Below are 23,270 nucleotides of genomic sequence, written 5' to 3' on the forward strand. Positions count from 1 at the left end.
GGGTGGGGTGGGGTGGGTGGGGTGGTCAGAGGGTGCAGTTGATGAGGACGGGTTCGGGGTGCAGGGTCACGCCGAAGCGGGCGTGCACCTGGTCGCGGATGGTGGCCGCGAGGGCGAGCAGGTCGCTGGTGTGGGCGGTGCCGCTGCGATTGGTCAGCGCCAGGGTGTGCTTGCTGGAGATGGCCACTCCACCCTCGCCCGGGTGGCCCTTGGCGAAGCCGGCCTTGTCGATCAGCCAGGCGGCGCTCACCTTCACCAGGCCGTCCGCGCCGGGCCAGGCGGGCGGGTCGCCCAGCTCGGTGGCGCGTTCCACCAGTTGGTCGTACGTCGCCCGGTCGAGCACCGGGTTGGTGAAGAAGGAGCCGACCGAGCGGGTGTCCGGGTCGTTGGCGTCGAGCACCATCCCCTTGCCCGCGCGCAGCCGCAGCACCGTCGCTCGGGCGTCCGCCAGCGGCACCTGGTCGCCCACCTCGACGCCGAGCGCTCTGGCCAGTTCCGCGTAGCGCACCGGCCCGGACAGTGGGGACCTGGTGAGCCGGAAGTCGACCGAGAGCACCACCCAGCGGTCCACGTACTTGAAGATGCTGCCCCGGTAGGCGAAGCCGCAGTCGGCGGCGGGGATGACCTGGCGGGTGCCCTGGATCCGGTCGTACACCTCGACGCCGGTGATCGTCTCGGCGACCTCCTGGCCGTACGCGCCGACGTTCTGGATCGGGGTGGCGCCGGTCGATCCGGGGATGCCGGAGAGGCACTCCAGACCGGACCAGCCGTTGGCGACAGTGGTGGCCACCAGGTCGTCCCACGGCTCGCCGGCGTCGACCCGTACGGTGACCGAGGTGGCGTCCTCCGCGATGACCCGCACGCCACGGGAGCGCACCAGGACGACGGTGCCGGGGAAGCCGGCGTCGCCGATCACCACGTTGCTGCCGCCGGCGAGGATCAGGACCGGCTCTGCCGCGGTCCGCACCGCGCGGACGATCTCGTCGGCGCTGCCGGCGGCCACGATCCGCGCGGCCGGTCCACCCGTTCGCAGGGTGGTGTAGCCGGCGAGTGGACCGGGGATGGCACGATCGGCGTCGGTTGTCGGCTGGGCGGAGGCGTCTGGCACGCCCTTCACCTTAGGCTGACAATTAGCCGTGGCACCCACTGGTCGCCCGGCACCCCCGGGAGGATGGCGATGAGCAGACTGCAGGGCAGCAAGGATTTCTGGATCGGAGCGCTCCGGACGGAGGGTCCGGCTTTCGCCGCAGCGGTGGCCGAGGCGCCGCCGGAGACACCGGTGCTGTCCTGTCCGGGCTGGACGGTGAACGACCTGACCCTGCACATGGCCGGCATCTACCAGTGGGTTTCGTCGTTCGCCGGCACCGGCCAGACCAGCCAGCCGCCTCGGCGGGAGAAGCTCGAGGCCGACCCGGGCGTGGACGCGCTCCAGTTGTGGCAGCAGGGTTACGACCGGGTGATGACCCTCTTCGACGGGCTCGACCCGGAGGCATCGGCGTGGAACTGGGCGCCCCAGCCGAAGAAGGCCGGTTTCTGGCCGCGTCGGATGGCGCACGAGACGGCTGTGCACCGCTGGGACGCGCAGCTCGCCATCGCGGCCGGTGACCCGGTGGAGGCGAAGCTCGCCGCCGACGGGGTGAGCGAGGTGCTGGACACCTGGCTCCCGGCGGGCCGGCGGCAGGTGCCGGGTGACTGGCACGGGGTGGTGCAGCTCTGCGCGACGGACGCGGCCCAGGAGTGGTATCTGCGGCTGCGCGGCGAGGGGGTGGCGCTGCTCGACACCGCGACCATCTTCGACCACGACGATCACCACGCTCGTGCCCAGGTCAGCGGCACCGCGAGCGATCTGCTGCTGGCGTTGTGGGGGCGGGTGAGTTTCGAGACGCTTGATGTCGTCGGCGACCGCACCCTGTTGGACGGTCTGCGCACCGGCTGACCGACCGGTCACGAACGAGGGCGTCACCCCATCCGGGGTGGCGCCCTCGTCGGCGTGTGGGGCCGACCTCGCGACCTCGTGAGAGCGCTCTCTTGACACCGGGTCAGCGACCTACCACAGTGTCGTGAGAGCGCTCTCTGAATTATCTGCCACCACTCGCCCGCCCTGAGAGAGGTCGAAACCCATGGCTGTCTTCCCGCGCCGCCGCCTCGCCGCGGTGGCCCTCGCCGCCACCACCGCCCTGCTCGTCACCGCTGGCTGCGGCGGCGGCGACGAGCAGGGCGACGGGCCGATCACCTTGACCGTCGACGTCTTCGGCCAGTTCGGCTACGAGCAGCTCTACCAGGAGTACATGGCCGCGAACCCCAACGTGAAGATCGTCGAGCGGGGCACCGGCACCAACCTCGACGAGTACTCGCCGAAGCTGACCCAGTGGCTCGCCGCCGGCCGGGGCGCCGGCGACGTGGTGGCCATCGAGGAGGGTCTGCTGGTCGAGTACAAGGCCAACCCCGGCAACTTCGTCAACCTGCTGGACCACGGCGCCGCCGACCTCAAGGGCAACTTCCTCGAGTGGAAGTGGAACGCCGGCCTGACCGCCGACGGCAAGCAGCTCATCGGCCTCGGCACCGACGTCGGCGGCATCGCCATGTGCTACCGCAAGGACCTCTTCGAGAAGGCCGGCCTGCCCACCGAGCGGGACGCGGTCTCCAAGCTCTGGCCCACCTGGCCGGACTACATCGCCACCGGCGAGAAGTTCGTCGCGGCCAAGACCGGGGCGTCCTTCCTCGACGCGGCCACCAACACCTTCAACACCATCCTGTTGCAGACCGCTGGAAACACGACCGGTTACAGCTACTACGACACCAGCGACAAGCTGGTCGTCGACAGCAACCCGTCGGTACGGCAGGCCTGGGACACCACGATGGACATCATCGACTCGGGCCTCTCCGGAAAGTACGGATCGTGGTCCGAGGAGTGGGTCTCCGCGTTCAAGCAGTCGAAGTTCGCCACGATCGCCTGCCCCGCCTGGATGACCGGCGTCATCGAGGCCAACGCCGGCACCGGCGCCCAGGGCAAGTGGGACATCGCCCAGGTGCCCGGCAACGGTGGCAACTGGGGTGGGTCGCACCTCGCCGTGCCGAAGCAGAGCAAGCACCAGGCCGAGGCGATCGAGCTGGCCAAGTTCCTCACCAGCGCCAAGGGTCAGATCGGCGCGTTCAAGGCGAAGGGTCCGCTGCCGTCCTCGCCGCAGGCGCTCGACGACCCGGCGATCACCGGCGCGAAGAACGCGTACTTCTCCGACGCGCCCGTCGGCACCATCTTCGGCAGCGGCGCGAAGAGCCTGAAGCCGGTCTACATGGGCCCGAAGAACCAGGCCGTCCGGACCGAGGTGGAGAACGCCGTACGGACCGTGGAGCTGGGCCAGCGCAGCCCGGCGCAGGGCTGGACCGACGCGGTGACCAACGCGAAGAAGGCCGCCGCCAAGTAGCCCAACCAGCGTGCGGGCGGGCTTCGGCGACCGGAGTCCCGCCCGCACGGCGGAAAGGAGTTTCCGGGCATGACAGTCCAGCTCGACGCCCGCCCACCGGTCGCACCGGCGGCCGGCACCCCCCGCCGCTCCTCGGGTCGGCTCAGCCGACTCGACACCCGGTTCTCGCCGTACCTCTACATCGCCCCGTTCTTCCTGATCTTCGCGATCTTCGGGGCCTACCCGCTGGCGTACACCTTCTGGGTCTCGCTGCACGACTGGGACCTGCTCGGTGCCGACCACCCCTTCATCGGGGCGGAGAACTACACCCGGCTGCTGGCCGACCCGGACTTCTGGCACGCGCTGGTCAACACGCTCGGAATCTTCGTCATCTCGACCGTCCCGCAGTTGCTCGCCGCGCTCTGGCTGGCCAACCTGCTCAACCGCGGCCTGCGGGCCCGCACCGGCTGGCGGATGGCGGTGCTCGTCCCCAACGTCACCTCCACGGCCGCGGTGGCGATCGTGTTCGGGGTCCTCTTCGGCCGCGAGTTCGGGATGGTCAACTGGCTGCTCGACCTGGTGGGGCTGGACGCGATCGAGTGGAAGTCCAACCGGTTCGCCTCCTGGGTGGCCATCTCCGCCATGGTCGACTGGCGGTGGACCGGCTACAACGCGCTGATCCTGCTGGCCGCGATGCAGGCCATCCCCCGCGACCTGTACGAGGCCGCGGCGATCGACGGCGCCAGCCGGGTCCGACAGTTCTGGTCGGTCACCGTGCCACTGCTCAAGCCCACGATCATCTTCTGCACCATCATCGCCACCATCGGCGGCCTGCAGCTCTTCACCGAGCCCCGGATGTTCCACTCCGGCACCAACCCGATCCGCGGCGGACCGCTGCGGGAGTCGCAGACCCTGACCATGTACATGTTCGAGAACGCCTTCGCCCCGCACTACAACTTCGGGTACGGCTCGGCAGTGGCCTGGTTGCTCTTCGCGCTCATCGCGATCGTGGCTCTGGTCAACGTGCTGATCCTGCGCCGGATCGGCGGCCGGTCGGGGCCCGACGGACGAAAGGGAGCGGCCCGATGAGCCGGCTCTGGCGGGCCAGCCCGCTCACCTACCTGGCCCTGGTCGTCGCGGCCGGCCTGTCGATCTTTCCGATCTGGTGGATGCTCGTCGTCGCCAGCCGTTCCAACGACGCGATGGGCCAGCTGCCGCCCCCGATCACCCCCGGCGGCAACCTGGGCGCGAACATCGCCCGACTGTTCGACAACACCGACGCGTACTTCGCGACCGGCCTGATCAACTCGGTGATCGTCGCCAGCACGGTGACCGTCTCCGTGGTGTTCTTCTCCAGCCTGGCCGGGTTCGCCTTCGCCAAGCTGCGGTTCCGGGGCCGCAACGCCCTGCTGCTGGTGATCATCGCGACCATGATGGTGCCGACCCAGCTCGGCCTGATCCCGCTCTACCTGCTGATGAGCAAGCTGCAGTGGAACGACCGGCTGCCGGCGGTCATCGTGCCGGTGCTGGTCACCGGGTTCGGGGTGTTCATGATGCGGCAGTACGCCGGCCAGGCCATCAGCGACGAACTGATCGAGGCCGCCCGAATGGACGGCTGCGGCACCGCCCGGATCTGGTGGCACGTGGTGGTTCCCGCGTTGCGTCCGGCCGCCGCCGTGCTCGGCCTGCTCACGTTCATGACCACCTGGAACGACTTCCTGTGGCCGTACGCTGTGCTGAACGATCCGGCGAATCCGACAGTGCAACTGTCCCTACGAGCCCTGTCGGACGGGTACTACCAGGACATGTCGCAGGTGTTCACCGGAACTGCCATCGCGACGCTGCCCCTGCTGCTGGTCTTCGTGTTGTTCGGCCGGCAGATCATCGGCGGGATCATGGAAGGTGCGGTCAAGGCGTGAGCGAGCACAGCGAGCAACCCAACAGGCGCGGCAACGAGATCCGGTTCCCGGAGAACTTCCTCTGGGGGACGGCCACCGCCGCGTACCAGATCGAGGGCGCCGCCCGCGACGACGGCCGCGGTCCGTCCATCTGGGACACCTTCAGCCGTACGCCGGGCAAGGTGTACCAGGGCCACACCGGCGACGTCGCCTGCGACCACTACCACCGGTACGCCGACGATGTGGCGCTGATGGCCGAGCTGGGCCTGCGGGCGTACCGGTTCTCGGTCGCCTGGCCCCGGATCCAGCCCGACGGCACCGGCCCCGCCAACCCCCGTGGGCTGGACTTCTACGACCGGCTCACCGACACGCTGCTCGATCGGGGAATCGACCCGATCGTCACCCTCTACCACTGGGACCTGCCGCAGGCCCTCGAGGACCGGGGTGGCTGGACCAACCGGGACACCGCCGAGCACTTCGCCACCTACGCCACGGCGGTGTACGCCCGCCTCGGTGACCGGATCGACGTGTGGACCACGCTCAACGAGCCGTGGTGCTCGGCCTACCTCGGTTACGGCAACGGCGTGCACGCTCCGGGTGAGCGGAACGCGGCGGCGGCCTTCACCGCCGTACACCATCTGCTGCTCGGGCACGGCCTGGCGGCGCGGGCGTTGCGGGCAGCCGGCGCGCGCAGCGTGGGCATCACCGTCAACCCGGCCGACGTGCGCCCGGCGGACCCGCAGAGCGCTGCCGACGCCGCGGCGGTCCGCCTGGTGGACGGCCTGCACAACCGGATCTTCCTGGACCCGCTGCTGGCCGGCGGTTACCCGGACGACGTCCGCGAGCACGTGGCCCGGATCGTCGAGCCGACGTTCATCCGCGACGGTGACGAGAAGCTGATCGCCGCCCCGATCGACCTGCTCGGCATCAACTACTACGCCCCGGGTTACGTGGCCGGGCGGCCCGACGGGGCCGGCAACGACGCGTACCCGGGCACCGAGGGCGCTGTGCACTTCCTGCCACCGGCCGGCCCGCTCACCGACATGGGTTGGATGATCGAGCCGGCGGGTCTCACCCGGCTGCTGGAGCGGCTCGCCGCCGACTACCCCGGGGTGCCGCTGCTGATCACCGAGAACGGTGCGGCGTTCCCCGACAAACCCGGCACCGACTCGCCCGACGGCCCGGCGCAGGTGATCGACGCCGATCGCATCGCCTACCTCGACGGGCACCTGCGCGCGGCGCACGAGGCGATCTCCCGGGGCGTGGACCTGCGCGGTTATCTCGTATGGTCATTCCTGGACAACTTCGAGTGGGCGGAGGGTTACCGCAAGCGGTTCGGGATCGTGCACGTCGACTACCTGACCCAGCGGCGCACACCGAAGGCCAGCGCCCGGTGGTACCAGGAGGTGATCTCCCGGAACGGGCTGTGACGAGCGGGGGGAAGGCGCGATGACGACGGCGCAGCGGCCGACGCTCGAGGCGGTGGCGGCGCGGGCCGGGGTGTCCCGCGCCACCGTCTCGCGGGTGGTCAACGGCTCCACCACCGTCGCCGAGCCGATCCGCGAGGCGGTCACCCGGGCGGTCGCCGAGTTGGGGTACGTCCCCAACCTGGCCGCCCGCAGCCTGGTCACCCAACGCACCGACTCGGTCGCCCTGGTCATGCCGGAGGCCGCCACCCGGGTCTTCTCCGACGACCAGGTCTTCCCCGGCATCATCAGGGGCGTCAGTCAGGAGCTGGAGGCGGCCGACAAGCAACTGGTGCTGATGCTCGCCGGCTCGCCGGCGGGGCACCAACGGGTCGAGCGGTACACCACCGGCCGGCACGTCGACGGTGTGCTCTTCGCGTCGCTGCACGGTGCCGACCCGTTGCCCGGCACACTGGCCCGGCTCGGCATCCCGGTGGTGGTCAGCGGCCGGCCCCTCGGCGACGTGCCCGTCCCGTACGTCGACGTCGACCACGTGGCCGGGGTGACAGCAGCCGTCCGATACATGATCGACAGCGGTCGCCGACGGATCGCGACCATCGCCGGCCCACAGGACATGGTCGCCGGGATCGAACGGCTCAGTGGCTACCGCAGCACTGTCGCCGACGCGGGGCTGCCCGAGTTGGTCGCCATCGGTGACTTCACCCGGGAGTCCGGTTCGGCGGCGATGCGGCACCTGCTCACCGAGCATCCCGACCTGGACGGCGTCTTCGCCGCCTCCGACCTGATGGCGCACGCCGCCCTGCGGACGCTGCGCGAGGCCGGTCGGCGGGTGCCCGAGGACGTGGCGGTGGTCGGCTTCGACGACATCGAGACCGCCGCGTACACCGAGCCGCCGCTGACCACCGTCCGGCAGCCGATCGTGGAACTCGGCCGCCGGATGACCCGCCAACTGCTCCGGCTCGCCGCCGGGGAGACCATCGAGCCGGCGGTCATGCTCCCCACCGAGCTGATCCGCCGCGCCTCCGCCTGACCCCGCCCCCCGCGCGGCCGCCCCCGGGCCGGCGGACGCGCGGCAAGATCCGCGCAACTTCAGGGAAACAGTCCCCTCAGGACGCGCAGAGGCCACTGTTTCCGTGACGTTGTCGCCTCCGGCGGAGGTGGGTCGCGTCGTTATTGCGTCGCCCGGGTCGGCGATCGTGGTTAGCCTCGCGGCATGCCGCAACCTCTCGCGCTGTTGCACGTCCCCGCTCTCTCCGACGTCGCCGAGTACGCCTACGCGGCCACCGTCGACGCACCCGCCCGACTGGTGTTCACCGCCGGGGCGTGCCCGCTGGACGCCGAGGGGCGCACTGTCGCGCCGGGCGATCACGCGGCGCAGGCCCGGCAGGTGATGACGAACCTGACGACCGCTCTCGACGCGGCCGGCGCGCGGCTGACCGACGTCGTGAAGACCACCGTCTACGTGGCGTCGTCGCAGCAGAAGGACCTGGTCACCGTCTGGGAGGTGGTGCGGGACTTCTTCGGCGACCACGATCCGCCCAGCACCCTGCTCGGGGTGGCGGTGCTCGGCTACACCGACCAGCTCGTCGAGGTCGAGGCCGTCGCCGCCGTCCGGACGGGGGCCTGACATGCGGATCCGGGTGGCGCGGCCCGACGACGCGCCGGGCGTGGTGGCGCTACGGGCGACGGTCTACCCGTACCTGGTGCGCGGGGTCGAGTCGACCCGCAAGATGATCGCCGAACCGCCGCCCGAGGAGGCGTGGACCGCCTTCGTGGCCGAGGTCGACAACCAGGTGGTCGGCTGGGTGTCCGCCGAACGCATCGGTACGACGTCAATGGCGAACGTCGGCGGCATCAACCTGCTGCACGTACACCCGGAACATCGGCGACGCGGCATCGGCGGCGGGCTGCTGACAGCCGCGACCGACTACCTCCGCCCGCTGGGAATCCGCCGGGTGCGTGCCACCGCACAACCGGAGGCGCTGCCGTTCGCCCGTCGGCACGGCTACGAGCCCAGCCGCGAGGTGCGCTACTCGGCGCTCGATCTGGACCAGGTGCCCGCGCTGCCCGAGCCACCGTCGGGCGTACGGCTGCACCCGATCGCCGAGGTGGACCCGCACCTGCTGTACGCGGCGGACGTGGCCTCGGCCGTCGACGAGCCGGGCGACCTGCCGGTCGACAGCAAGAGCTACCAGAGCTGGCAGTACGACGTCTGGGACAACCTCGGCCTGGACAAGACGGCCAGCGTCGCCGCCGAGGTCGACGGTGGGATCGTCGCGTTCAGTCTGGTGAAGCGGGACGGGGACCGGATGTGGTCGGACTACACCGGCAGCATCCCGGCGTACCGGGGGCGCGGGCTGGCCCGACTGGCCAAGACGGCGGCGCTGCACCGGGCCGCCGCCAACGGCGTACGTGCCGCGTACACCTCGAACGACGAGGCGAACGCACCGATGCTGGCGATCAACGCCCGGCTCGGCTACCGCCCGGTGGCGTCCCAGTGGACCTGCCTCGCGGAGCTGACCTGACCGGCGGGCCGGAGCCTCAGGGGCGGTCGCGGTCGAGGTACGGGCTGAGGAGTTCGCGGGCGAGGCTGGTCGCCGTGTCCAGCGCGAGCCCTCCCTCGATCATCCGGCTCAGCGCGTAGACGATCGACTGCACCAGTTCGGCCACCCGGACCGGGTCCGAGGAGCCGTGGTCGGTGAGCGCGGCGCGCAGCGGGGCTTCCAGGCGGTCGTGCATGAGTCGGCTGGAGCTGGCGAGTGCCTCGCTGCTGCCGGCTGACGCGAGCGCGCGGGCCAGCGCGTGGTCGCCTCGGGCAACCAGTTGCAGGTTGGAATCCACGTACGCCTGGATCTTCTGCCCGGGCGTGCCGGCCGCCTCCATGCGCTTCTCGACATAGGCCGACCAGCGGGGGAACGTGTCGGTGACGAGGGCGTCGAACATGTCGGCGCGGGACTTGAAGTACGAATAGACGCTGGAGCGGGCCAGGCCGGCGTGCTGGGCGACCTCGGCCAGGCCGGGGATCTGCTCGGGGTGTTCCGACAGCAGGGTGCGGGCCGCGTCGAGCAGCGCCGCGCGTTGGGATGCCCGGTGCTCGGCGACGGTCGCGGCCTGGATCTTCGGCACGCCACCCCCTTGTTCCGGACGAGCGTGACCTACCTGGTCCTGCGCCCGCACCCTGCCGTCGTGGTCAGCTGCTGGTCGCGAGCTTGCCGTCGACCATCTCGTAAACGGTGTCACAGTACTGCAGCACATCGTGGTCGTGAGTGACCATGACCACCGCGACCGACCGCTGCCGGGCCTCGTGGGCCAGCAGTCGCACGATCTCGTGGCTACGTGCCCGGTCCAACGCCGCCGTCGGTTCGTCGACCAACAGCACGCTGGGCTCGGTGACCAGTGCCCGGGCGATCCCGACGCGCTGGCGCTCACCGCCCGACAGCTGGTGGGGGCGCCGGTCGGACTTGTCCGCCATGCCGACGTCCGCGAGCAGTTCCAGCGGGTCACGGCCGGACCGCTGCGACCTCGACCCCAGCCGCAGGGGCAGCCGCACCTGATCGGCGGCGGTCAACGCCGGCAGCAGGTTACCGGACTGGAACACGAACCCCACGTGCTGGCGGCGCAGCTCCGTACGGGTCCGGCGACTCGGCACTGTCATGTCCTGACCGGCCACGGTGACGGTGCCCTGGTCGGGTCGGGCCAGGCCGCCGGCGACGGCGAGCAGGCTGGACTTGCCCGCACCGGACGGACCCACGACCGCGGCGAGTTCGCCGGGTCGCACCGTCAGGTCGACGTTGTCGAGCGCCTGCACGGTCTCGGCGGCGTTGCCGTGCCGCAGGGACACCCCACGCATCACCAGCCCGAGCCGGTCGGACGCGTCGTCGGCGGTTGTGGTCGAAGCGGTCGGAGCGGGACGGCTGCTCATCGGTTTCCTCCCAGAGCGGTGGCCGGGTCGACAGAGGTGATGCGGATGACCGCCGCGCCGGCTCCCACCAGGCCGAGGACGACGAGGCCGACCCCGGCGGCGGAGATGCTCGGCATGCTCAACGCGAACGGGATGCCGCTGCCGGTGATCAGGGCGCCGAGCGCGAGGCCGACCCCCACGCCGATGGCCACAGCCGCCGCCAACAGGACGAACGCCTGCGTCAGCGCGTCGCGCAACACCCAGCCGGTCGAGGCGCCCAGGGCCCGCAGGACGGCCACCTCGGGCTTGCGCTGGATCGCCCACACCGCGAAGAAGGCGCCGGCGACCAGCGCGGAGATCGCGTACAGGAACCCCTGGATCAGTTGCAGGGTCGTCGTCTCGGCGGTGTATCCCGGCGAAGCGCCGTAGGACTCCTTCAGGGTCAGGCTCTCGGTGCCGGCCGCGGTGTCCCCCGCCGCCAGGTCGACGGACTTCCCGTCGGCCGCGCGCACCGCCACCGCCGTGATCTCCGTTGCGGCGCGCTGCGGCAGCGCCGTGCCGGGGGCGGTGCCGGACTTGATGGCCTGCCACGCCGCCAGCGGCACGTACGCCACGTCCACGTGCCCGAAGGTGTCCTGCTGCTCGGTGACGCCGACGACCCGCAGCCGGGTGCCCAGCCGGTCGATGGTGACGACGTCGCCCATCTGCAGGCCCGCGTCCAGCGCCGTGGGGCTCACCACGATGCCGTCCTCGGTGCCCAGCCGGTCACCCTGGCTGACCGGGGGCGACAGGAACGAGTCGGGCTGGACGCCGAACAGCGCCAGGTCGACCTCGGTTCCCCGATCGGTGCGCGTGTTCACGAGCGTGTTGCCGAACGGCGTCGCGTCGGCGACGCCCGGCTGGTCGGCCCACTCGTCCACCGCCGTCATGTCCACCACGCTGCGGGAGAACGCGGAGTCGCGCTGCACGTCCTGCGCGAAGGCGAAGGACGTGACCGGCAGGTTCTGCAGCCCGGACACACCGTCGCGGACCAGCCCGACCGACAGCCCGGACAGCATCACCATCAGCACGGCGATCAGCGCGATCACCGCGCCCATCAGAGCGAACCGCAACCGGGCGAAGTTGAGTTCACGAATCGCGAGGAACATCAGCGCGCGCCCTCGTAAATTGTCGACATCATGTCGGCATGTTATCAACAGCGTGTCGGCAAATATCACACCGCAGCTGTCGACCCCACCACACCGCAGCCTGCGGAAGTGGCCCCACCACGGACGCCATCCAGGCCCGCATCGATCAGGCGGGAACCGCCGCCCGACGTGGGTGATCAGGCGACGGCCGCCCGACGTGGTGCTCAGGCGGCGTCGAGGACGCGGCGGGCCACGGCGTGGGTGTCCGCCCCGAACAGCACCAGGCGGGCCTCGGCGACGGTGGCGGGGGTGGCCGTGCGCAGCACCGACAGGGCCTGACGGACCGCGTCGTCGACCGGCCAGCCGTAGATGCCAGCGGAGATCAACGGGAAGGCGAGCGTCACCGCGCCCAGCTCGTCGGCCACCCGCAGGCTGTTGGCGTAGCAGTCCCGCAGCAGCGCCGAGCGGTCCTCGTCGGCCGACCAGACCGGCCCGACGGTGTGGATGACCCAGCGGGCCGGCAGCTCACCGGCCGTCGTCGCCACGGCCTGTCCCGTGGGCAGACCCCGGCCGTAGCGGGACGCCCGCAGGGCCCGGCACTCGGCCAGGATCGCCGGGCCGCCACGGCGGTGGATGGCACCGTCGACCCCGCCGCCGCCGAGCAGGGACGAGTTCGCGGCGTTCACGACGGCGTCCACCCGCTGTGCGGTGATGTCCCCCTCGACCAGGACGATCTCCACGTCAGCGCTCCCCGACCGGCCGACCGGTGGCCGATGCGGCCAGCGGGCCGTCGATCGGTTGGCCGAGCGAACGGCGGGCCAGCAACGCCGCGCCGGCCACTGCCGCCGGCATGACCAGCACGGCACCGAGCGGGATCAAGAAGCAGAGGAACACCGCCACCCCGAACCCGAGGGCGGTGGGACGGTCGGCCTTCAGGATCGCCCGACGCTGCGGCAGCCGCATTCCCCGGCGGTAGAACGGCGCCCCGACAAGCTCCACGGCGAGGAACCAGCCGCCCACCGCCGCCCCGATCACCGGGACGACCGTCTGGCCGACCACCGGGATGAAACCGGCGAGGAAGAGGGGGATGCCGACCAGCGCGGTGAGCGCCACCAGGCGTACCGAGTCGGCGACGCTGCGGCGCAGCGACGACCAGAACGGCACGTCCACCGCACCCGGTGTGCCGCCGTAGCGCTGCTCGACATGCTCGGAGATTTTCTCGTAGAACGGGTCTCCGATGACCAGGGTGACAGCGGTGAAGGTGAGCACTGCCAGCAGACCACCGACCCCGAGGAAGGCCAGTCCGGCGATCACCCGGACCAGGCTGCGGGCGGTGCTCGACCAGTCGTCGGCGAACGGTGTGACGAGCGCGGCGAGGTCGTCCACGAAGTACACGAGGGTGGCGAACGCCGCCACGAAGAGCGCGCCGGAGATCAGGGCCGGCACGACGCCGAGCAGCATCAGACCGGGGCTACGAACGTAGAGGCCCAGGCCACGCAGGAGCAGGCCGGCCCCGGCGAGGAAACGTCCGGCGGCCCCGGTAACCGGGCTGGCGACTCTGCTGACATCCACGATCGAGCAGCCTAACGAGCGGCCGTCGAATCCGCCGGGTGCAGCACTAGCAACGACGCCCGCGTCGCACATCAACCGGTTGACGGATGGATGTGGTCAACCGGGGTCGCCGGTGATCATCGCCGACCGGTCGATTCGCCGCCGGGCCACCCCGACAACCCTTGAGGGGTACGGGAAAAGCGGCGAAAGGGCGGCGAGATGCCGGTCATCGAGGTGACCAGACTGCACAAGCGATACGGCGATCTGGTGGCGGTGGACGAGGTGTCGTTCGCTGTGGAGGCGGGTGAGATCTTCGGTGTCCTCGGCCCGAACGGCGCGGGCAAGACCACCACCGTGGAGTGTGTCGCCGGGCTGCGCGTTCCCGACGGGGGCGGGGTGTCGGTCCTCGGGCTCGACCCCCGCCGGGACGCGGCCCAGCTACGCCAGCGGGTCGGTGTGCAACTTCAGGAGAGCCAACTGCCGGACCAGCTCCGGGTGGCCGAGGCCCTGGAGATGTACGCGTCGTTCTATCGCGATCCGGCCGACCCGGCCGAGCTGATCGAGAGGCTGGGTCTCGGCGCGAAGCGGAACACCGCGTACAAGAAGCTCTCCGGTGGTCAGAAGCAGCGACTCTCCATCGCGCTGGCGCTGGTCGGCAACCCGGAGATCGCGATCCTCGACGAGCTGACCACCGGGCTGGACCCTCAGGCTCGGCGGGACACCTGGAGCCTCATCGAGCAGGTGCGTAGCAGCGGAGTGACGATCGTGCTGGTCACGCACTTCATGGAGGAGGCCGAACGGCTCTGTGACCGGATCGCGGTGATCGACAAGGGCCGGGTGGTAGCGCTGGACACCCCGGCGGGCCTGGTGTCGTCGGTGGCTCCCGAGCAGCGGATCCGGTTCCGGCCCTCCGCTCCGATCGACGACCGGCTCCTCACCGACCTGCCCGAGGTCTCCGCGGTGCAGCGCACCGGCAGCCAGGTGGTGGTGACCGGCACCGGTGACCTGCTGCACGCGGTCACCTCGGTGCTCGCCCGCAACCAGATCGTCGCCGCCGACCTGCGGCTGGAACAGTCCACCCTCGACGACGCGTTCGTCGAGCTGACCGGGCACCGGCCCGTCGCCTGAGGGAGAACCGACATGCACGCCTTCGGGCAGATCCTGAAGATCGAGACACGACTCTTCCTGCGGGACTTCGGCTCGCCGCTGACCACCGTCGTCCTACCGGTCGCGCTGCTGGTGGTGTTCGGGCTGGTCCCGGCGGCACGGCAGCCGGAGGTCCAGTTCGGTGACCTGTCCTTCATCCAGTACTTCGCACCCTCACTGCTGGTGATCACGCTCGCCATGTCGGCTGTCAACATCCTGCCCACGGTGCTGGCCACCTACCGGGAACGTGGGGTGCTGCGCCGGCTGGCCACCACCCCGGCCAGCCCTGCCGCGCTGTTGGCCGCCCAACTGCTCATCTCCCTCGCCACCATCCTGGTCAGCGCCGTGCTGCTCATCGCGGTGGGCCGGTTGGCGTTCGACGTGCCGTTGCCCCGGCATCCGTTGGGCTTCACACTGGCCCTCCTCCTCGGCACGGCGGCCCTGCTGGCACTCGGCCTGCTCGTGGCGGCGGTGGCGCGGACGGCGAAGTCGGCGCAGGCGATGGCCGTGCCACTGTTCATGGCCGTCATGTTCTTCGGTGGCGTCTACGTGCCCCGGTTCATCCTGCCGGACTTCCTGGTCCGGATCGGCGACTACACGCCACCCGGGGTCCAGGCGCTGCTCGACTCGTGGACCGGGGCATCGCCACACCTGTCGCACCTCGGGATAATGGCGGTGGTCGCCATGGCGGCCGGCGCCGGCGCGGCAAAACTGTTCCGCTGGGAGTGATCGGGGATTCGATGGCCAGCAGCGGCGAGCACGACCGTCTGACCAGGTGGCGCAAGAACGAGGCGACCCTCTATCGCGTGGTTCCCTACGGCGGGCTGGCCTTGGGCACCCTGCTGGCCATCGTCGCACCGGCACCCCATCATCTCGGCGCGCTGCCCACCCTCGCCATCGCCGTGGCAGCCGGATGCTGGGTCGCCTGGTTCGTCACAGTGCACCCCGGCTGGCAGAGCCGGCGCGGGCTGATGGCGGTCTACTACGCCGGGTTGCTCACCTTCGGCGCCGCACTGGTAGCCGCCAGTCCGTGGTACGGCTTCTTCGCCTGGATCGGTTACATCCACGCCTTTCCGGTCCTGCCCAGGCGCTGGCGGATCGCCGGGGTGACAGCCACCGCCGCCATCATCGCCACCTCTCAGGGCGGTGGCCTGGTGATAGCGATGTCGCACTGGCCGCTCTGGCTGCTGCTGGTGCTCTTCAACCTGATCGTGGCCGGCTCGGTGAGCTGGTTCGCCATCATCGCCGAACAGGAGGACGCCAAACGCCGACGACTGATGGCGGAACTCGGCGAAGCCAACCGGCAACTCACCGAGACGGTCCGGGAGAACGCCGGGCTGCACGCCCAACTGCTCATCCAGGCACGGGAGGCCGGCGTGCTGGACGAGCGCCAACGGATGGCGCGGGAGATCCACGACACCCTCGCCCAGGGGTTGGCCGGCATCATCACCCAACTGGAGGCGGCCGAGCAGACCCGCGACCGGTCCGCCGACTGGCGCCGGCACGTCGACAACGGGCTCGCGCTGGCCCGGGAGAGCCTCACCGAGGCCCGCCGCTCGGTGCGGGCGGTCCGCCCGGAATCGCTGGAGACGGCCCGGCTGCCGGACGCCCTGGTCGAGCTGGGCGGGCGCTGGTCGGACCTGCACGGGATACGGGCCGAGGTCGCCACCACCGGTACGCCCCGTCCACTGCACCCGGAGATCGAGGTGACCCTGCTGCGGGCCGCCCAGGAGGCGCTGGCCAACGTGGCCCGGCACGCCGCCGCCTCACGGGTCGGGCTGACCCTGTCGTACATGGCCGACGTGGTGACCCTGGACGTGCGCGACGACGGGGCCGGCTTCGAGGTCACCGACCAACCGACGTCCCGGGAGCCGACTGGCGGGTACGGGCTGACCGTCATGCGGCAACGGGTCACCCGGGTCGGCGGCGAGTTGGCGGTCGAGTCCGAACCGGGCGGCGGCACCGCCATCTCGGCGTCCGTTCCCGCGCTACCCGGAGGTGCCGGGTGACCACCTCGATCCGGCTGCTGATCGTCGACGACCATCCGGTGGTACGGGACGGCCTGCGGGGAATGTTCACCGGCGACCCCGATTTCGAGGTGGTCGGCGAGGCCGCGGACGGCTCGGAGGCGTTGGCACTGGTCGCGACGCTGCTACCGGACGTGGTGCTGATGGACCTGCGGATGCCCGGGATGGACGGGGTGACCGCCATCGGTCGCCTGACCCGCGCCGGCAGCACCGCCCGGGTGCTGGTGCTCACCACCTACGACACGGACGCGGACGTGCTGCCGGCGATCGAGGCCGGTGCCACCGGCTACCTGCTCAAGGACACGCCTCGCGAGGAACTGGTTCGCGCGGTACGGGCCGCCGCCCGGGGTGATTCGGTGCTCGCGCCGAGCGTCGCCGGCCGGCTGATGGGCCGGCTGCGCGCGCCGGTGGAGGAGCCGCTGAGCCAGCGTGAGCTGGAGGTGCTCACGATGGTGGCGCGCGGTGCCTCCAACCGGGAGGCTGCGGCACGGCTGTTCATCAGCGAGGCCACCGTCAAGACCCACCTGCTGCACGTGTACGCCAAGCTCGGGGTCAACGACCGGGCCGCCGCGGTGGCCACCGCGTACGACAGGGGGTTGCTGACCCCCGGCGGGCGGTGAGCGGGGCCGGGCAGGATGGGCGGGTGCGCGCGTCCCGACTGATCTCGTTGTTGTTGCTGCTGCAGGCGCGCGGGTCGATGACCGCGAGCGAGCTGGCCCGGGAGTTGGAGGTCTCCGAGCGGACCGTCTACCGGGACGTGCTGGCGCTCTCCGCCGCCGGCGTGCCGGTCTACGCCGACCGGGGGCGGGCCGGCGGTTACCGTCTGCTCGGTGGGTACCGCACCCGGTTGACCGGGCTGACCAGGGACGAGGCGGAGGCGCTGTTCCTCGCCGGGCTGCCCGGGCCGGCGGGCGAGATGGGACTCGCCGACGCGGTGGCGTCCGCCGAGCTGAAGGTGCTCGCCGCGCTGCCACCCGCGCTGCGCGACGCGCCGGCCCGCGCCGGGCAGCGGTTCCACCTGGACGTGCCGGGCTGGTTCCGGGAGACTGCGGCACCGCAGTGGTTGCCCGAGCTGGCCCGGGCGGTCTGGGCGGACCGGGTGGTGGAGCTGCGCTACCGACGCGGCGACCGGGAGGTGACCCGCCGCGTGGAGCCGTACGGCCTGGTGCTCAAGAGCGGGGTCTGGTATCTCGTCGGCCGGGTCGGTGAGAACGTGCGCACCTACCGGGTGGACCGGGTCACCGGGGTCGAGGTGGGCGACGAGCACTTCGACCGTGACGAGGGCTTCGACCTGGCCGGGCACTGGCGCGAGCAGGCCGGGTCGTTCCTGCGGACCATGCTGCGGGCCGAGGTCGCCGTCCGGCTGAGCCCCGCCGGCCTGCGCCAGCTCCGGCACCTGGTCGATGCCCCCTTCGTGTACGACGAACTGGTCGCCACCGCCAACGAACCCGACGGGCAGGGGTGGGTGGTGGCCCGGTTGCCCGTCGAGTCGGTCCCGGTGGCGTACCACCAACTGCTGGGGCTCGGCCCCGAGGTGGAGGTCCTCGACCCACCCGAGCTGCGGCAGTTGTTCGCGCAGAGCGCCGACCGGCTCGCCGCGCTCTACCGGTAGCCGGTCACGTCCGCCGGTTTACCCGCGTCGACCACCTCGGTGATGTAGCGGAAACCCTCGGGTTGGCTGCCGTCGAGGTCGGTGAACCCGTACACCTTGGACAGGCTGCCGGCGTCGACGGACCTGCCGCTCCAGCGGGCCTTGTCGTCGTCGGCGGCGAGCGCGGCCACCGCCCGGCCGACGAAGGCAGGGGTCTCCGAGATGAGGAAGTTCGGGTCGGTGGCGGCGCCGTCACGCCAGTTCTCCTCGGTCACGCCGAAGTGCTCCAGCATCGCCTCGGAGCGGATCCAGCCGGGGGTGAGCGCGACGGCGGTGCAGCCGTACGGTTTCAGCTCATGCGCCTGGCTGAAGGCGAGCCGGTTGACCGAGACCTTGGCCAGGTCGTAGAAGACCGACAGCCGGTAGTTCTCGTCGTTGTACGCCTTGGTCCCGTCGCCCATCTCCACCACCAGCCCGCCGGGCTTGCGGATCAACAGCGGGAGGGCGAAGTGGCTGGTGATGATGTGCGTGTCGACGGCCAGTCGCAGGGTGCGGAAGCCGGCGTCGAGCGGCTGCTCCCAGACCGGCTTGTCCCAGGTGACCAGGGGGTCACCGCCCCAGATGTCGTTCACCAGCACGTCGAGTTGGCCGTGCTCGGCGTCGATCCGGGCGACCAGGTCGCGGACCTGCTCGGGCACCAGGTGATCGACCTGAACGGCGATGCCGGTGCCGCCGGCCGCGCTGACCAGCTCGGCTGTCTCCTCGATGGTCTCCGGTCGGTCCATCTCGGAGCGGCCGGCCCGGGTGCTGCGACCGGTGGCGTAGACAGTGGCACCGGCCGCGCCGAGCTGAACGGCGATCTGCCGCCCGGCACCCCGGGTGGCACCGGCGACGAGCGCGATCTTTCCGGTTAGCGGTTGCGTCATGTCTGCGACGGTGTCAGGAATACCTGACAGCCGACGTCCGAATTCGGTTACCCGATCTAATCAACGAGCCGGACGCGGACCCGACGGTTGGCGCGGCCCTTGCTCTCCACCTTGACCACCTGCACCTTGCCGATCTGGGCGGTGGAGGCGACATGGGTGCCGCCGTCGGCCTGCACGTCCAGCCCGACGATGTCGACGATGCGGACCTCCTGCTCGTCCGGCGGGATGAGGTTGGACTGGGTGCGGATGATGTCCGGCAGGGCCAGCGCCTCGGTGCGCGGCAGCACCCGCGTGGCGACCGAGCGGTCGGCGGCCACCTCGGCGTTGACCAGCTCCTCGATGCGGGCCTTGAAGTCCGGGGGCACCTCGGGCAGGTTGAAGTCCATCCGGGCCTCGCCCGGCTCCATGTTCCCGCCGGTGACCAGCGCGCCGAAGTCGCGGAACACCACACCGCAGAGCACGTGCAGCCCGGAGTGGGTGCGCATCAGCCGGGTGCGGCGCTCGTCCTCCACCGCGCCCACGACAGCGGTGCCGACCGGCGGCAACGGGTCACCCTCGGCGGGGATCAGGTACGGGTCGTCGCCCTTGCGGGTGCCGACGATCCGGGTCTGCACGCCCTGCCAGAGCAGCACGCCGTGGTCGGGTGGTTGACCCCCGCCGCCCGGGTAGAACGCGGAACGGTCCAGCACGATGCCCTGCTCCGCATCGGCGTGCAGCACCGTGCAGGTCCATTCGCGCAGTGTCGGGTCGGCAAGATCCAGCCGGTGCGTACGGCCATGCTGTGTGACGCCCATGACAGGGCAGGTTACTCGTTCAGGAAGCCGGAGATGCGCTCGCGCAGGTCGGCGCGCTCCGACCAGAGCACCCCGGGCCGGTCGTACACGTGCAGGGTGGCCTGGGGCAGCGCGGCGGCGAGCCGCTCGGCGACCTCGACCGGGTGCAGGTCGTCGCCCGCACAACCGATCACCAGCGCCGGCGCGGTGACCGCCGCCAGGTCACTGATCCGGCGCAGCGGCGTCTGGTCGGTGAGCGTGGCCAGAGCGTCGGCCAGACCGTCACGGAGCAGTTGGTCGAGCCGTTGCCGCAGGTACGCCCAGCCGGCCGGGGTGTTGCGCACCGCCGGGGGCAACTCCAGCGTGACGATGTCGGCGACCGCCGAGGCGTCCCCGCTCTCCACCGCCTCCAGCAGGTCGGTGATGCGTTCCCGGGCGGCCGGCCCGCGTGGCTCGTCGAGGACCGCCGGCAGGAAGAAGACCAGCCTGTCGAAACGCTCCGGGCTCTCCGCGAGGAGCCGGCAGAGGGCACCCGCACCGAGGCTCGCGCCGAACGCTCGGCTGGCCCGCCCGAGGTCGGCGATCGCCCGCAGATCCCGGGCCAGGTCCAGGTAGTCCCACGGACCGTCCGGGGAATCGGAACGGCCGTGACCGCGGAACTGGAAGAACACCTTGCGGCCGTTCACCCCGCTGCCGAACGGGCGGGTGGTGGCGATGCCGTTGCCCAGACCGTGCGCGAACACGGTGACCGGGTCACCGGTGCCGGTGACCAGCCGCTCCAGCCGTACGCCGTGCGGGGTGGTGACCAGCTCGGTCTCCGGCTCCGGCAGCGCCGGCCGGCCGGTACGCGGCCCACCCGGCCCCGGCCCCCAGGTGCGGGGACCGCTGTCGGGTGGGGGCGGCCAGCGAAAACCTCTCACCAGAACCCTTTGCCGTCGCTCAGGTCGCGCAGACCGACCCGGACGTCGAGCAGGTAGATGAGCGCGGCGGCGATGCCGATCAGTCCGAAGAGGCTGATCGGACCGAAGCCGAGCAGGGTGAGCACGAGGCAGACCGCCAGGATGGCGATCCAGCCGCCCTTGGGCAGCGTGCCGATAGCGGGGAACGCGTCGGAGCGCTGCGTGACGGCGTGCACCAGCGCGACACCCTGGATGATCAGCGCGAAGACGAGCAGAATCAGCTCGATCACGTAGCGGACTTCGAACGCGAAGATCGGCGCGGCGTTGGCCATGTCGGCAAGTTTATGTCCACGACCCCGGCTACGTCCGACAAGGACGCCGCCGGGGTCGTCGACCCGATGAGCTACTCGGCCGCCGGGCGGGTCCGCTTGGTGGCCCGGGGCAGCTTCGCCGACGGGGTCTCGGCCTGCTTGACGGCCTTCGGGGCGCGGGCGACCTTCTTGACCGCGGCCGGCTTGGCCTCGGCGATCTCGGCCACGTCGGCCGGGGTCGGCGTGTCGACGGGGGCCGGGGCCGGGGCGGTGGTGGTGGCGGCGGTGGCGGTCGCGGCGGTGGCGGTCGGCGTCACGGCCTCGGTGGCCTCGATGTCGGCGTTGACAGTCTCGGCTGCCTCCAGCACGCCGGCGCCGACGACCCGCTCGCCCCGGGCGACCAGCGCGCCGTACGCGGCGAACGCCCGCTCTTGGGCGACCTGGGCGCTCGCGACCACCAGGGCGGCGTTGCGGGTCGCGGCGGCGCGCAGCTTGTCGATGTCGGCCACCTCGCGCAGCTTGGCCAGGTCGGCGCTCTCGTTGGCGGTACGCAGCGTCTCGGTGGCCTTCTGCTTCAGCTCGAACCCGGTCAGCACAGCCCGACCACCCAGGTCGGCGACGACCCGGGTGCTGAGCACGCCGACCACGGCCGGCAGCTTGCGCAGCTGCTCGATGGCCAGCTCGCCGGCACCGGCTGCGGCGTAGATCGGGGCGGGGATGCGGTTGGTCTTCGGCTCGCTCATGACGTCTCCTCTTCGGCCGCCTCGGCGGCCTTCTTCTTCTGGGGGATGCTGGTGCTGCCCGGGGCGGGGGCGGTGCCCGCCTCGGTGACGGCGACCGACTCGAGCACGGCCTCGGTCGGGGTGCCGCCCACGGTGGTGGGGCCGGTGGCGGCCACATTGGCCAGATCGGCGGCCTGACTGGCGGGCTGGTCGGCGGCCTGGTCGGCCTGGGCCGCCCCGGCTCCGGCCTGGACCGCGTCGGCTTCGGCCTGGGCCTCGGCCAGCCGGGTGTTCTCCCGGCGGAACGTCTCGTAGATCTGACTGAGCGACTGCTTCTGCGCCATCGTCAGGTCTGCGTCCACGGCGATGGCGGCGAGCACCCCGTGGCCCTCCTTGTCGTCCAGCAGACCGGCGCGCAGGTACATCGCCGGCGTGGAGACCCGCAGCGCGCTCGCCAGTTGCTGGAGCACCTCGGCGCTGGGCTTGCGCAGGCCGCGCTCGATCTGGCTGAGGTACGGGTTGCTGACCCCGGCCTGCTCGGCGAGCTGCCGTAGCGAGATCTTGGCGTTGCGCCGCAGATCGCGGATGAACCCGCCGACGTCGGGAAGGTCCTTGGGTGTGGCCATGACCGCGACGCTAATCGCTGGCGCTAGCTCCTGCAAGCAAAATGCTAACCATAGTTAGCAAGGTCTCAACATCCCGTTTGCGCGCCGCTCCGTCGATCCGTACGGTCCGACCGTGCACAAGATCACAGTCAATGGAGCAAGCATCGCGTACGACGAGGCCGGCACCGGTTCACCCGTCGTCCTGCTGCACGCCGGCATCGCCGACCGGCGGATGTGGCGGGGGCAGGTGTCCGCGCTCGCCACCCGACACCGGGTGATCGTCCCTGACCTGCGCGGCTACGGCGACTCGGAGCTCCCCCCGGCCCCGTTCACGCACCACGACGACGTGGCCGGGCTGCTGGACGCGCTCGACCTGCCCCGGGCGGCCCTGGTCGGCTGCTCGTTCGGCGGAGCGGTCGCCATCGACACCGCGCTGGCCCACCCCGATCGGGTGAGCGCGCTCGCGCTGTTCGACACGGCGGTCTCCGGCAACGAGTGGTCCGACGAGGCGAACGACCTGTGGGACAACCTGGTCGGCGAGGTCGACCCCGACGACTTCGTCGCGGGCGCGGCCGGTGAGGTGCGCTTCTGGGTGGTCGGCCCGGGACGGCAGCCGGAGGACGTCGACAGCGAGCTGGTCGCGTTCGCGCAGGAGATGGACCAGCGGGCCCTCGCCGCCGAGCTGGCGCTCGGCGCGGTCGAGGTGGGCGAGCTGACCCCGCCGGCGATCGGCCGTCTCGGCGAGCTGGCGATCCCCGTCCTGGTCACCGCCGGCGCCGCGGACGTACCGGACATCAGCCGACTCGCCGACCGGATCGCCGCCGAGGTCCCCGGCGCGGTGCGCCTACCCGACGTGCCGAACGCCGCGCACCTGCTGCCGCTGGAGCGTCCGGAGCCGGTCAACGCCGCACTGCTCGACTTCCTGAGCTGATCAACCCCGCACGCAGGCCGGGCCGCACGCA

26 protein-coding genes are annotated in these 23,270 nt (G+C 71.3%); 14 read left to right on the forward strand and 12 right to left on the reverse strand.

The genetic code is table 11. The annotated features are described in order from the left end of the window. Positions 1-25: 25 nt before the first annotated feature. A complete protein-coding gene (locus tag IF22_RS0101645; RefSeq protein WP_245233501.1) occupies positions 26-1,063 on the reverse strand; it encodes a UDP-N-acetylmuramate dehydrogenase in 1,038 nt (345 codons plus the stop codon). 114 nt (positions 1,064-1,177) lie between these two features. Between IF22_RS0101645 and IF22_RS0101650 the strand changes: the two genes are divergently transcribed. The 8 genes from IF22_RS0101650 to IF22_RS0101685 all read left to right on the forward strand — a co-directional run bounded on the left by IF22_RS0101650 (position 1,178) and on the right by IF22_RS0101685 (position 9,254). Beyond that, positions 1,178-1,936, forward strand: a complete 759-nt coding sequence (locus tag IF22_RS0101650; protein WP_030327733.1) for a maleylpyruvate isomerase family mycothiol-dependent enzyme — start codon at positions 1,178-1,180, stop codon at positions 1,934-1,936. 184 nt (positions 1,937-2,120) lie between these two features. Beyond that, positions 2,121-3,425 carry an ABC transporter substrate-binding protein gene (locus IF22_RS0101655; RefSeq protein WP_030327734.1) on the forward strand — a complete coding sequence of 435 codons (1,305 nt, stop codon included), beginning with the start codon at positions 2,121-2,123 and terminating at the stop codon, positions 3,423-3,425. A gap of 69 nt (positions 3,426-3,494) precedes the next feature. Further along, complete coding sequence (locus IF22_RS0101660; RefSeq protein WP_030327735.1) at positions 3,495-4,493, forward strand: carbohydrate ABC transporter permease; 999 nt, start codon at positions 3,495-3,497, stop codon at positions 4,491-4,493. Then, positions 4,490-5,323 (forward strand): carbohydrate ABC transporter permease, encoded by an 834-nt coding sequence (locus IF22_RS0101665; RefSeq protein ID WP_030327736.1) that lies wholly within the window; start codon positions 4,490-4,492, stop codon positions 5,321-5,323. Before IF22_RS0101660 ends, IF22_RS0101665 begins: the two co-directional genes overlap by 4 nt. After that, positions 5,320-6,732, forward strand: coding sequence for a GH1 family beta-glucosidase (locus tag IF22_RS0101670; RefSeq protein WP_051708106.1), 1,413 nt, complete (start codon positions 5,320-5,322; stop codon positions 6,730-6,732). Before IF22_RS0101665 ends, IF22_RS0101670 begins: the two co-directional genes overlap by 4 nt. A 19-nt stretch (positions 6,733-6,751) precedes the next feature. Next, on the forward strand, positions 6,752-7,759 hold the full coding sequence (locus IF22_RS0101675; protein ID WP_030327738.1) for a LacI family DNA-binding transcriptional regulator: 1,008 nt from the start codon (positions 6,752-6,754) through the stop codon (positions 7,757-7,759). A 183-nt stretch (positions 7,760-7,942) separates the two neighbouring features. Next, the gene (locus tag IF22_RS0101680; protein WP_030327739.1) at positions 7,943-8,356 is read left to right on the forward strand and encodes a RidA family protein; all 414 of its coding nucleotides are present in this window, start codon (positions 7,943-7,945) and stop codon (positions 8,354-8,356) included. 1 nt (position 8,357) lies between these two features. Then, the gene (locus IF22_RS0101685) at positions 8,358-9,254 is read left to right on the forward strand and encodes a GNAT family N-acetyltransferase (protein ID WP_030327740.1); all 897 of its coding nucleotides are present in this window, start codon (positions 8,358-8,360) and stop codon (positions 9,252-9,254) included. A gap of 16 nt (positions 9,255-9,270) precedes the next feature. On the opposite strand, the gene IF22_RS0101690 is transcribed toward IF22_RS0101685, so the two are convergent. The 5 genes from IF22_RS0101690 to IF22_RS0101710 all read right to left on the reverse strand — a co-directional run bounded on the left by IF22_RS0101690 (position 9,271) and on the right by IF22_RS0101710 (position 13,329). Beyond that, positions 9,271-9,855, reverse strand: a complete 585-nt coding sequence (locus IF22_RS0101690) for a TetR/AcrR family transcriptional regulator (protein ID WP_030327741.1) — start codon at positions 9,853-9,855, stop codon at positions 9,271-9,273. Positions 9,856-9,919: 64 nt separating this feature from the next. Beyond that, positions 9,920-10,651, reverse strand: a complete 732-nt coding sequence (locus IF22_RS0101695; RefSeq protein WP_030327742.1) for an ABC transporter ATP-binding protein — start codon at positions 10,649-10,651, stop codon at positions 9,920-9,922. Beyond that, positions 10,648-11,778, reverse strand: a complete 1,131-nt coding sequence (locus IF22_RS0101700) for an ABC transporter permease (protein ID WP_030327743.1) — start codon at positions 11,776-11,778, stop codon at positions 10,648-10,650. Before IF22_RS0101700 ends, IF22_RS0101695 begins: the two co-directional genes overlap by 4 nt. 203 nt (positions 11,779-11,981) lie before the next feature. Continuing rightward, positions 11,982-12,497, reverse strand: coding sequence for an O-acetyl-ADP-ribose deacetylase (locus IF22_RS0101705; protein ID WP_030327744.1), 516 nt, complete (start codon positions 12,495-12,497; stop codon positions 11,982-11,984). 1 nt (position 12,498) lies between these two features. After that, positions 12,499-13,329, reverse strand: a complete 831-nt coding sequence (locus IF22_RS0101710; RefSeq protein WP_051708107.1) for an EI24 domain-containing protein — start codon at positions 13,327-13,329, stop codon at positions 12,499-12,501. A gap of 198 nt (positions 13,330-13,527) precedes the next feature. Between IF22_RS0101710 and IF22_RS0101715 the strand changes: the two genes are divergently transcribed. The 5 genes from IF22_RS0101715 to IF22_RS0101735 are packed head-to-tail and all read left to right on the forward strand — an operon-like array spanning position 13,528 to position 18,093. Further along, complete coding sequence (locus tag IF22_RS0101715) at positions 13,528-14,436, forward strand: ABC transporter ATP-binding protein (protein WP_030327746.1); 909 nt, start codon at positions 13,528-13,530, stop codon at positions 14,434-14,436. Between the two features lie 12 nt (positions 14,437-14,448). After that, the gene (locus IF22_RS0101720; protein ID WP_030327747.1) at positions 14,449-15,183 is read left to right on the forward strand and encodes an ABC transporter permease; all 735 of its coding nucleotides are present in this window, start codon (positions 14,449-14,451) and stop codon (positions 15,181-15,183) included. A gap of 11 nt (positions 15,184-15,194) precedes the next feature. Beyond that, on the forward strand, positions 15,195-16,463 hold the full coding sequence (locus IF22_RS0101725) for a sensor histidine kinase (protein WP_030327748.1): 1,269 nt from the start codon (positions 15,195-15,197) through the stop codon (positions 16,461-16,463). Continuing rightward, entirely contained in the window at positions 16,460-17,101 is a 642-nt protein-coding gene (locus tag IF22_RS0101730) for a response regulator (protein WP_030327749.1), read from the forward strand. The genes IF22_RS0101725 and IF22_RS0101730 overlap by 4 nt, the downstream gene beginning before the upstream one ends. Before the next feature lie 23 nt (positions 17,102-17,124). Then, complete coding sequence (locus IF22_RS0101735) at positions 17,125-18,093, forward strand: helix-turn-helix transcriptional regulator (RefSeq protein ID WP_030327750.1); 969 nt, start codon at positions 17,125-17,127, stop codon at positions 18,091-18,093. On the opposite strand, the gene IF22_RS0101740 is transcribed toward IF22_RS0101735, so the two are convergent. From IF22_RS0101740 to IF22_RS0101765, 6 genes are all read right to left on the reverse strand, one after another. Then, positions 18,084-18,998, reverse strand: coding sequence for an SDR family oxidoreductase (locus tag IF22_RS0101740; RefSeq protein WP_030327751.1), 915 nt, complete (start codon positions 18,996-18,998; stop codon positions 18,084-18,086). The genes IF22_RS0101735 and IF22_RS0101740 overlap by 10 nt on opposite strands. 56 nt (positions 18,999-19,054) lie before the next feature. Beyond that, positions 19,055-19,792, reverse strand: a complete 738-nt coding sequence (locus tag IF22_RS0101745; RefSeq protein WP_030327752.1) for an alanyl-tRNA editing protein — start codon at positions 19,790-19,792, stop codon at positions 19,055-19,057. 11 nt (positions 19,793-19,803) lie between these two features. Further along, positions 19,804-20,691 (reverse strand): alpha/beta fold hydrolase, encoded by an 888-nt coding sequence (locus IF22_RS0101750; RefSeq protein ID WP_030327753.1) that lies wholly within the window; start codon positions 20,689-20,691, stop codon positions 19,804-19,806. Then, positions 20,688-21,002 (reverse strand): DUF2516 family protein, encoded by a 315-nt coding sequence (locus IF22_RS0101755; RefSeq protein WP_030327754.1) that lies wholly within the window; start codon positions 21,000-21,002, stop codon positions 20,688-20,690. The genes IF22_RS0101750 and IF22_RS0101755 overlap by 4 nt, the downstream gene beginning before the upstream one ends. A 71-nt stretch (positions 21,003-21,073) precedes the next feature. Next, positions 21,074-21,724, reverse strand: a complete 651-nt coding sequence (locus IF22_RS0101760; protein ID WP_030327755.1) for a hypothetical protein — start codon at positions 21,722-21,724, stop codon at positions 21,074-21,076. Further along, positions 21,721-22,329 (reverse strand): helix-turn-helix domain-containing protein, encoded by a 609-nt coding sequence (locus IF22_RS0101765; protein ID WP_030327756.1) that lies wholly within the window; start codon positions 22,327-22,329, stop codon positions 21,721-21,723. Before IF22_RS0101765 ends, IF22_RS0101760 begins: the two co-directional genes overlap by 4 nt. Before the next feature lie 112 nt (positions 22,330-22,441). Here IF22_RS0101765 and IF22_RS0101770 point away from each other — a divergent pair, with 112 nt between their 5' ends. After that, positions 22,442-23,239, forward strand: coding sequence for an alpha/beta fold hydrolase (locus tag IF22_RS0101770; RefSeq protein WP_030327757.1), 798 nt, complete (start codon positions 22,442-22,444; stop codon positions 23,237-23,239). Positions 23,240-23,270 lie beyond the last annotated feature (31 nt).

Origin of the sequence: Micromonospora parva, assembly GCF_000718515.1 — a bacterium.
GTDB classification, from domain to species: Bacteria; Actinomycetota; Actinomycetes; order Mycobacteriales; family Micromonosporaceae; genus Micromonospora; species Micromonospora parva.

What these genes read in the sequence shown, in the direction of transcription:
- IF22_RS0101650 (WP_030327733.1), top strand. Translation starts at nt 1,178, where the DNA reads ATGAGCAGACTGCAGGGCAGCAAGGATTTCTGGATCGGAGCGCTCCGG.
- IF22_RS0101655 (WP_030327734.1), top strand. Translation starts at nt 2,121, where the DNA reads ATGGCTGTCTTCCCGCGCCGCCGCCTCGCCGCGGTGGCCCTCGCCGCC.
- IF22_RS0101660 (WP_030327735.1), top strand. Translation starts at nt 3,495, where the DNA reads ATGACAGTCCAGCTCGACGCCCGCCCACCGGTCGCACCGGCGGCCGGC.
- IF22_RS0101665 (WP_030327736.1), top strand. Translation starts at nt 4,490, where the DNA reads ATGAGCCGGCTCTGGCGGGCCAGCCCGCTCACCTACCTGGCCCTGGTC.
- IF22_RS0101675 (WP_030327738.1), top strand. Translation starts at nt 6,752, where the DNA reads ATGACGACGGCGCAGCGGCCGACGCTCGAGGCGGTGGCGGCGCGGGCC.
- IF22_RS0101680 (WP_030327739.1), top strand. Translation starts at nt 7,943, where the DNA reads ATGCCGCAACCTCTCGCGCTGTTGCACGTCCCCGCTCTCTCCGACGTC.
- IF22_RS0101685 (WP_030327740.1), top strand. Translation starts at nt 8,358, where the DNA reads ATGCGGATCCGGGTGGCGCGGCCCGACGACGCGCCGGGCGTGGTGGCG.
- IF22_RS0101695 (WP_030327742.1), bottom strand. Translation starts at nt 10,651, where the DNA reads ATGAGCAGCCGTCCCGCTCCGACCGCTTCGACCACAACCGCCGACGAC.
- IF22_RS0101700 (WP_030327743.1), bottom strand. Translation starts at nt 11,778, where the DNA reads ATGTTCCTCGCGATTCGTGAACTCAACTTCGCCCGGTTGCGGTTCGCT.
- IF22_RS0101715 (WP_030327746.1), top strand. Translation starts at nt 13,528, where the DNA reads ATGCCGGTCATCGAGGTGACCAGACTGCACAAGCGATACGGCGATCTG.
- IF22_RS0101720 (WP_030327747.1), top strand. Translation starts at nt 14,449, where the DNA reads ATGCACGCCTTCGGGCAGATCCTGAAGATCGAGACACGACTCTTCCTG.
- IF22_RS0101725 (WP_030327748.1), top strand. Translation starts at nt 15,195, where the DNA reads ATGGCCAGCAGCGGCGAGCACGACCGTCTGACCAGGTGGCGCAAGAAC.
- IF22_RS0101740 (WP_030327751.1), bottom strand. Translation starts at nt 18,998, where the DNA reads ATGACGCAACCGCTAACCGGAAAGATCGCGCTCGTCGCCGGTGCCACC.
- IF22_RS0101745 (WP_030327752.1), bottom strand. Translation starts at nt 19,792, where the DNA reads ATGGGCGTCACACAGCATGGCCGTACGCACCGGCTGGATCTTGCCGAC.
- IF22_RS0101755 (WP_030327754.1), bottom strand. Translation starts at nt 21,002, where the DNA reads ATGGCCAACGCCGCGCCGATCTTCGCGTTCGAAGTCCGCTACGTGATC.
- IF22_RS0101760 (WP_030327755.1), bottom strand. Translation starts at nt 21,724, where the DNA reads ATGAGCGAGCCGAAGACCAACCGCATCCCCGCCCCGATCTACGCCGCA.
- IF22_RS0101765 (WP_030327756.1), bottom strand. Translation starts at nt 22,329, where the DNA reads ATGGCCACACCCAAGGACCTTCCCGACGTCGGCGGGTTCATCCGCGAT.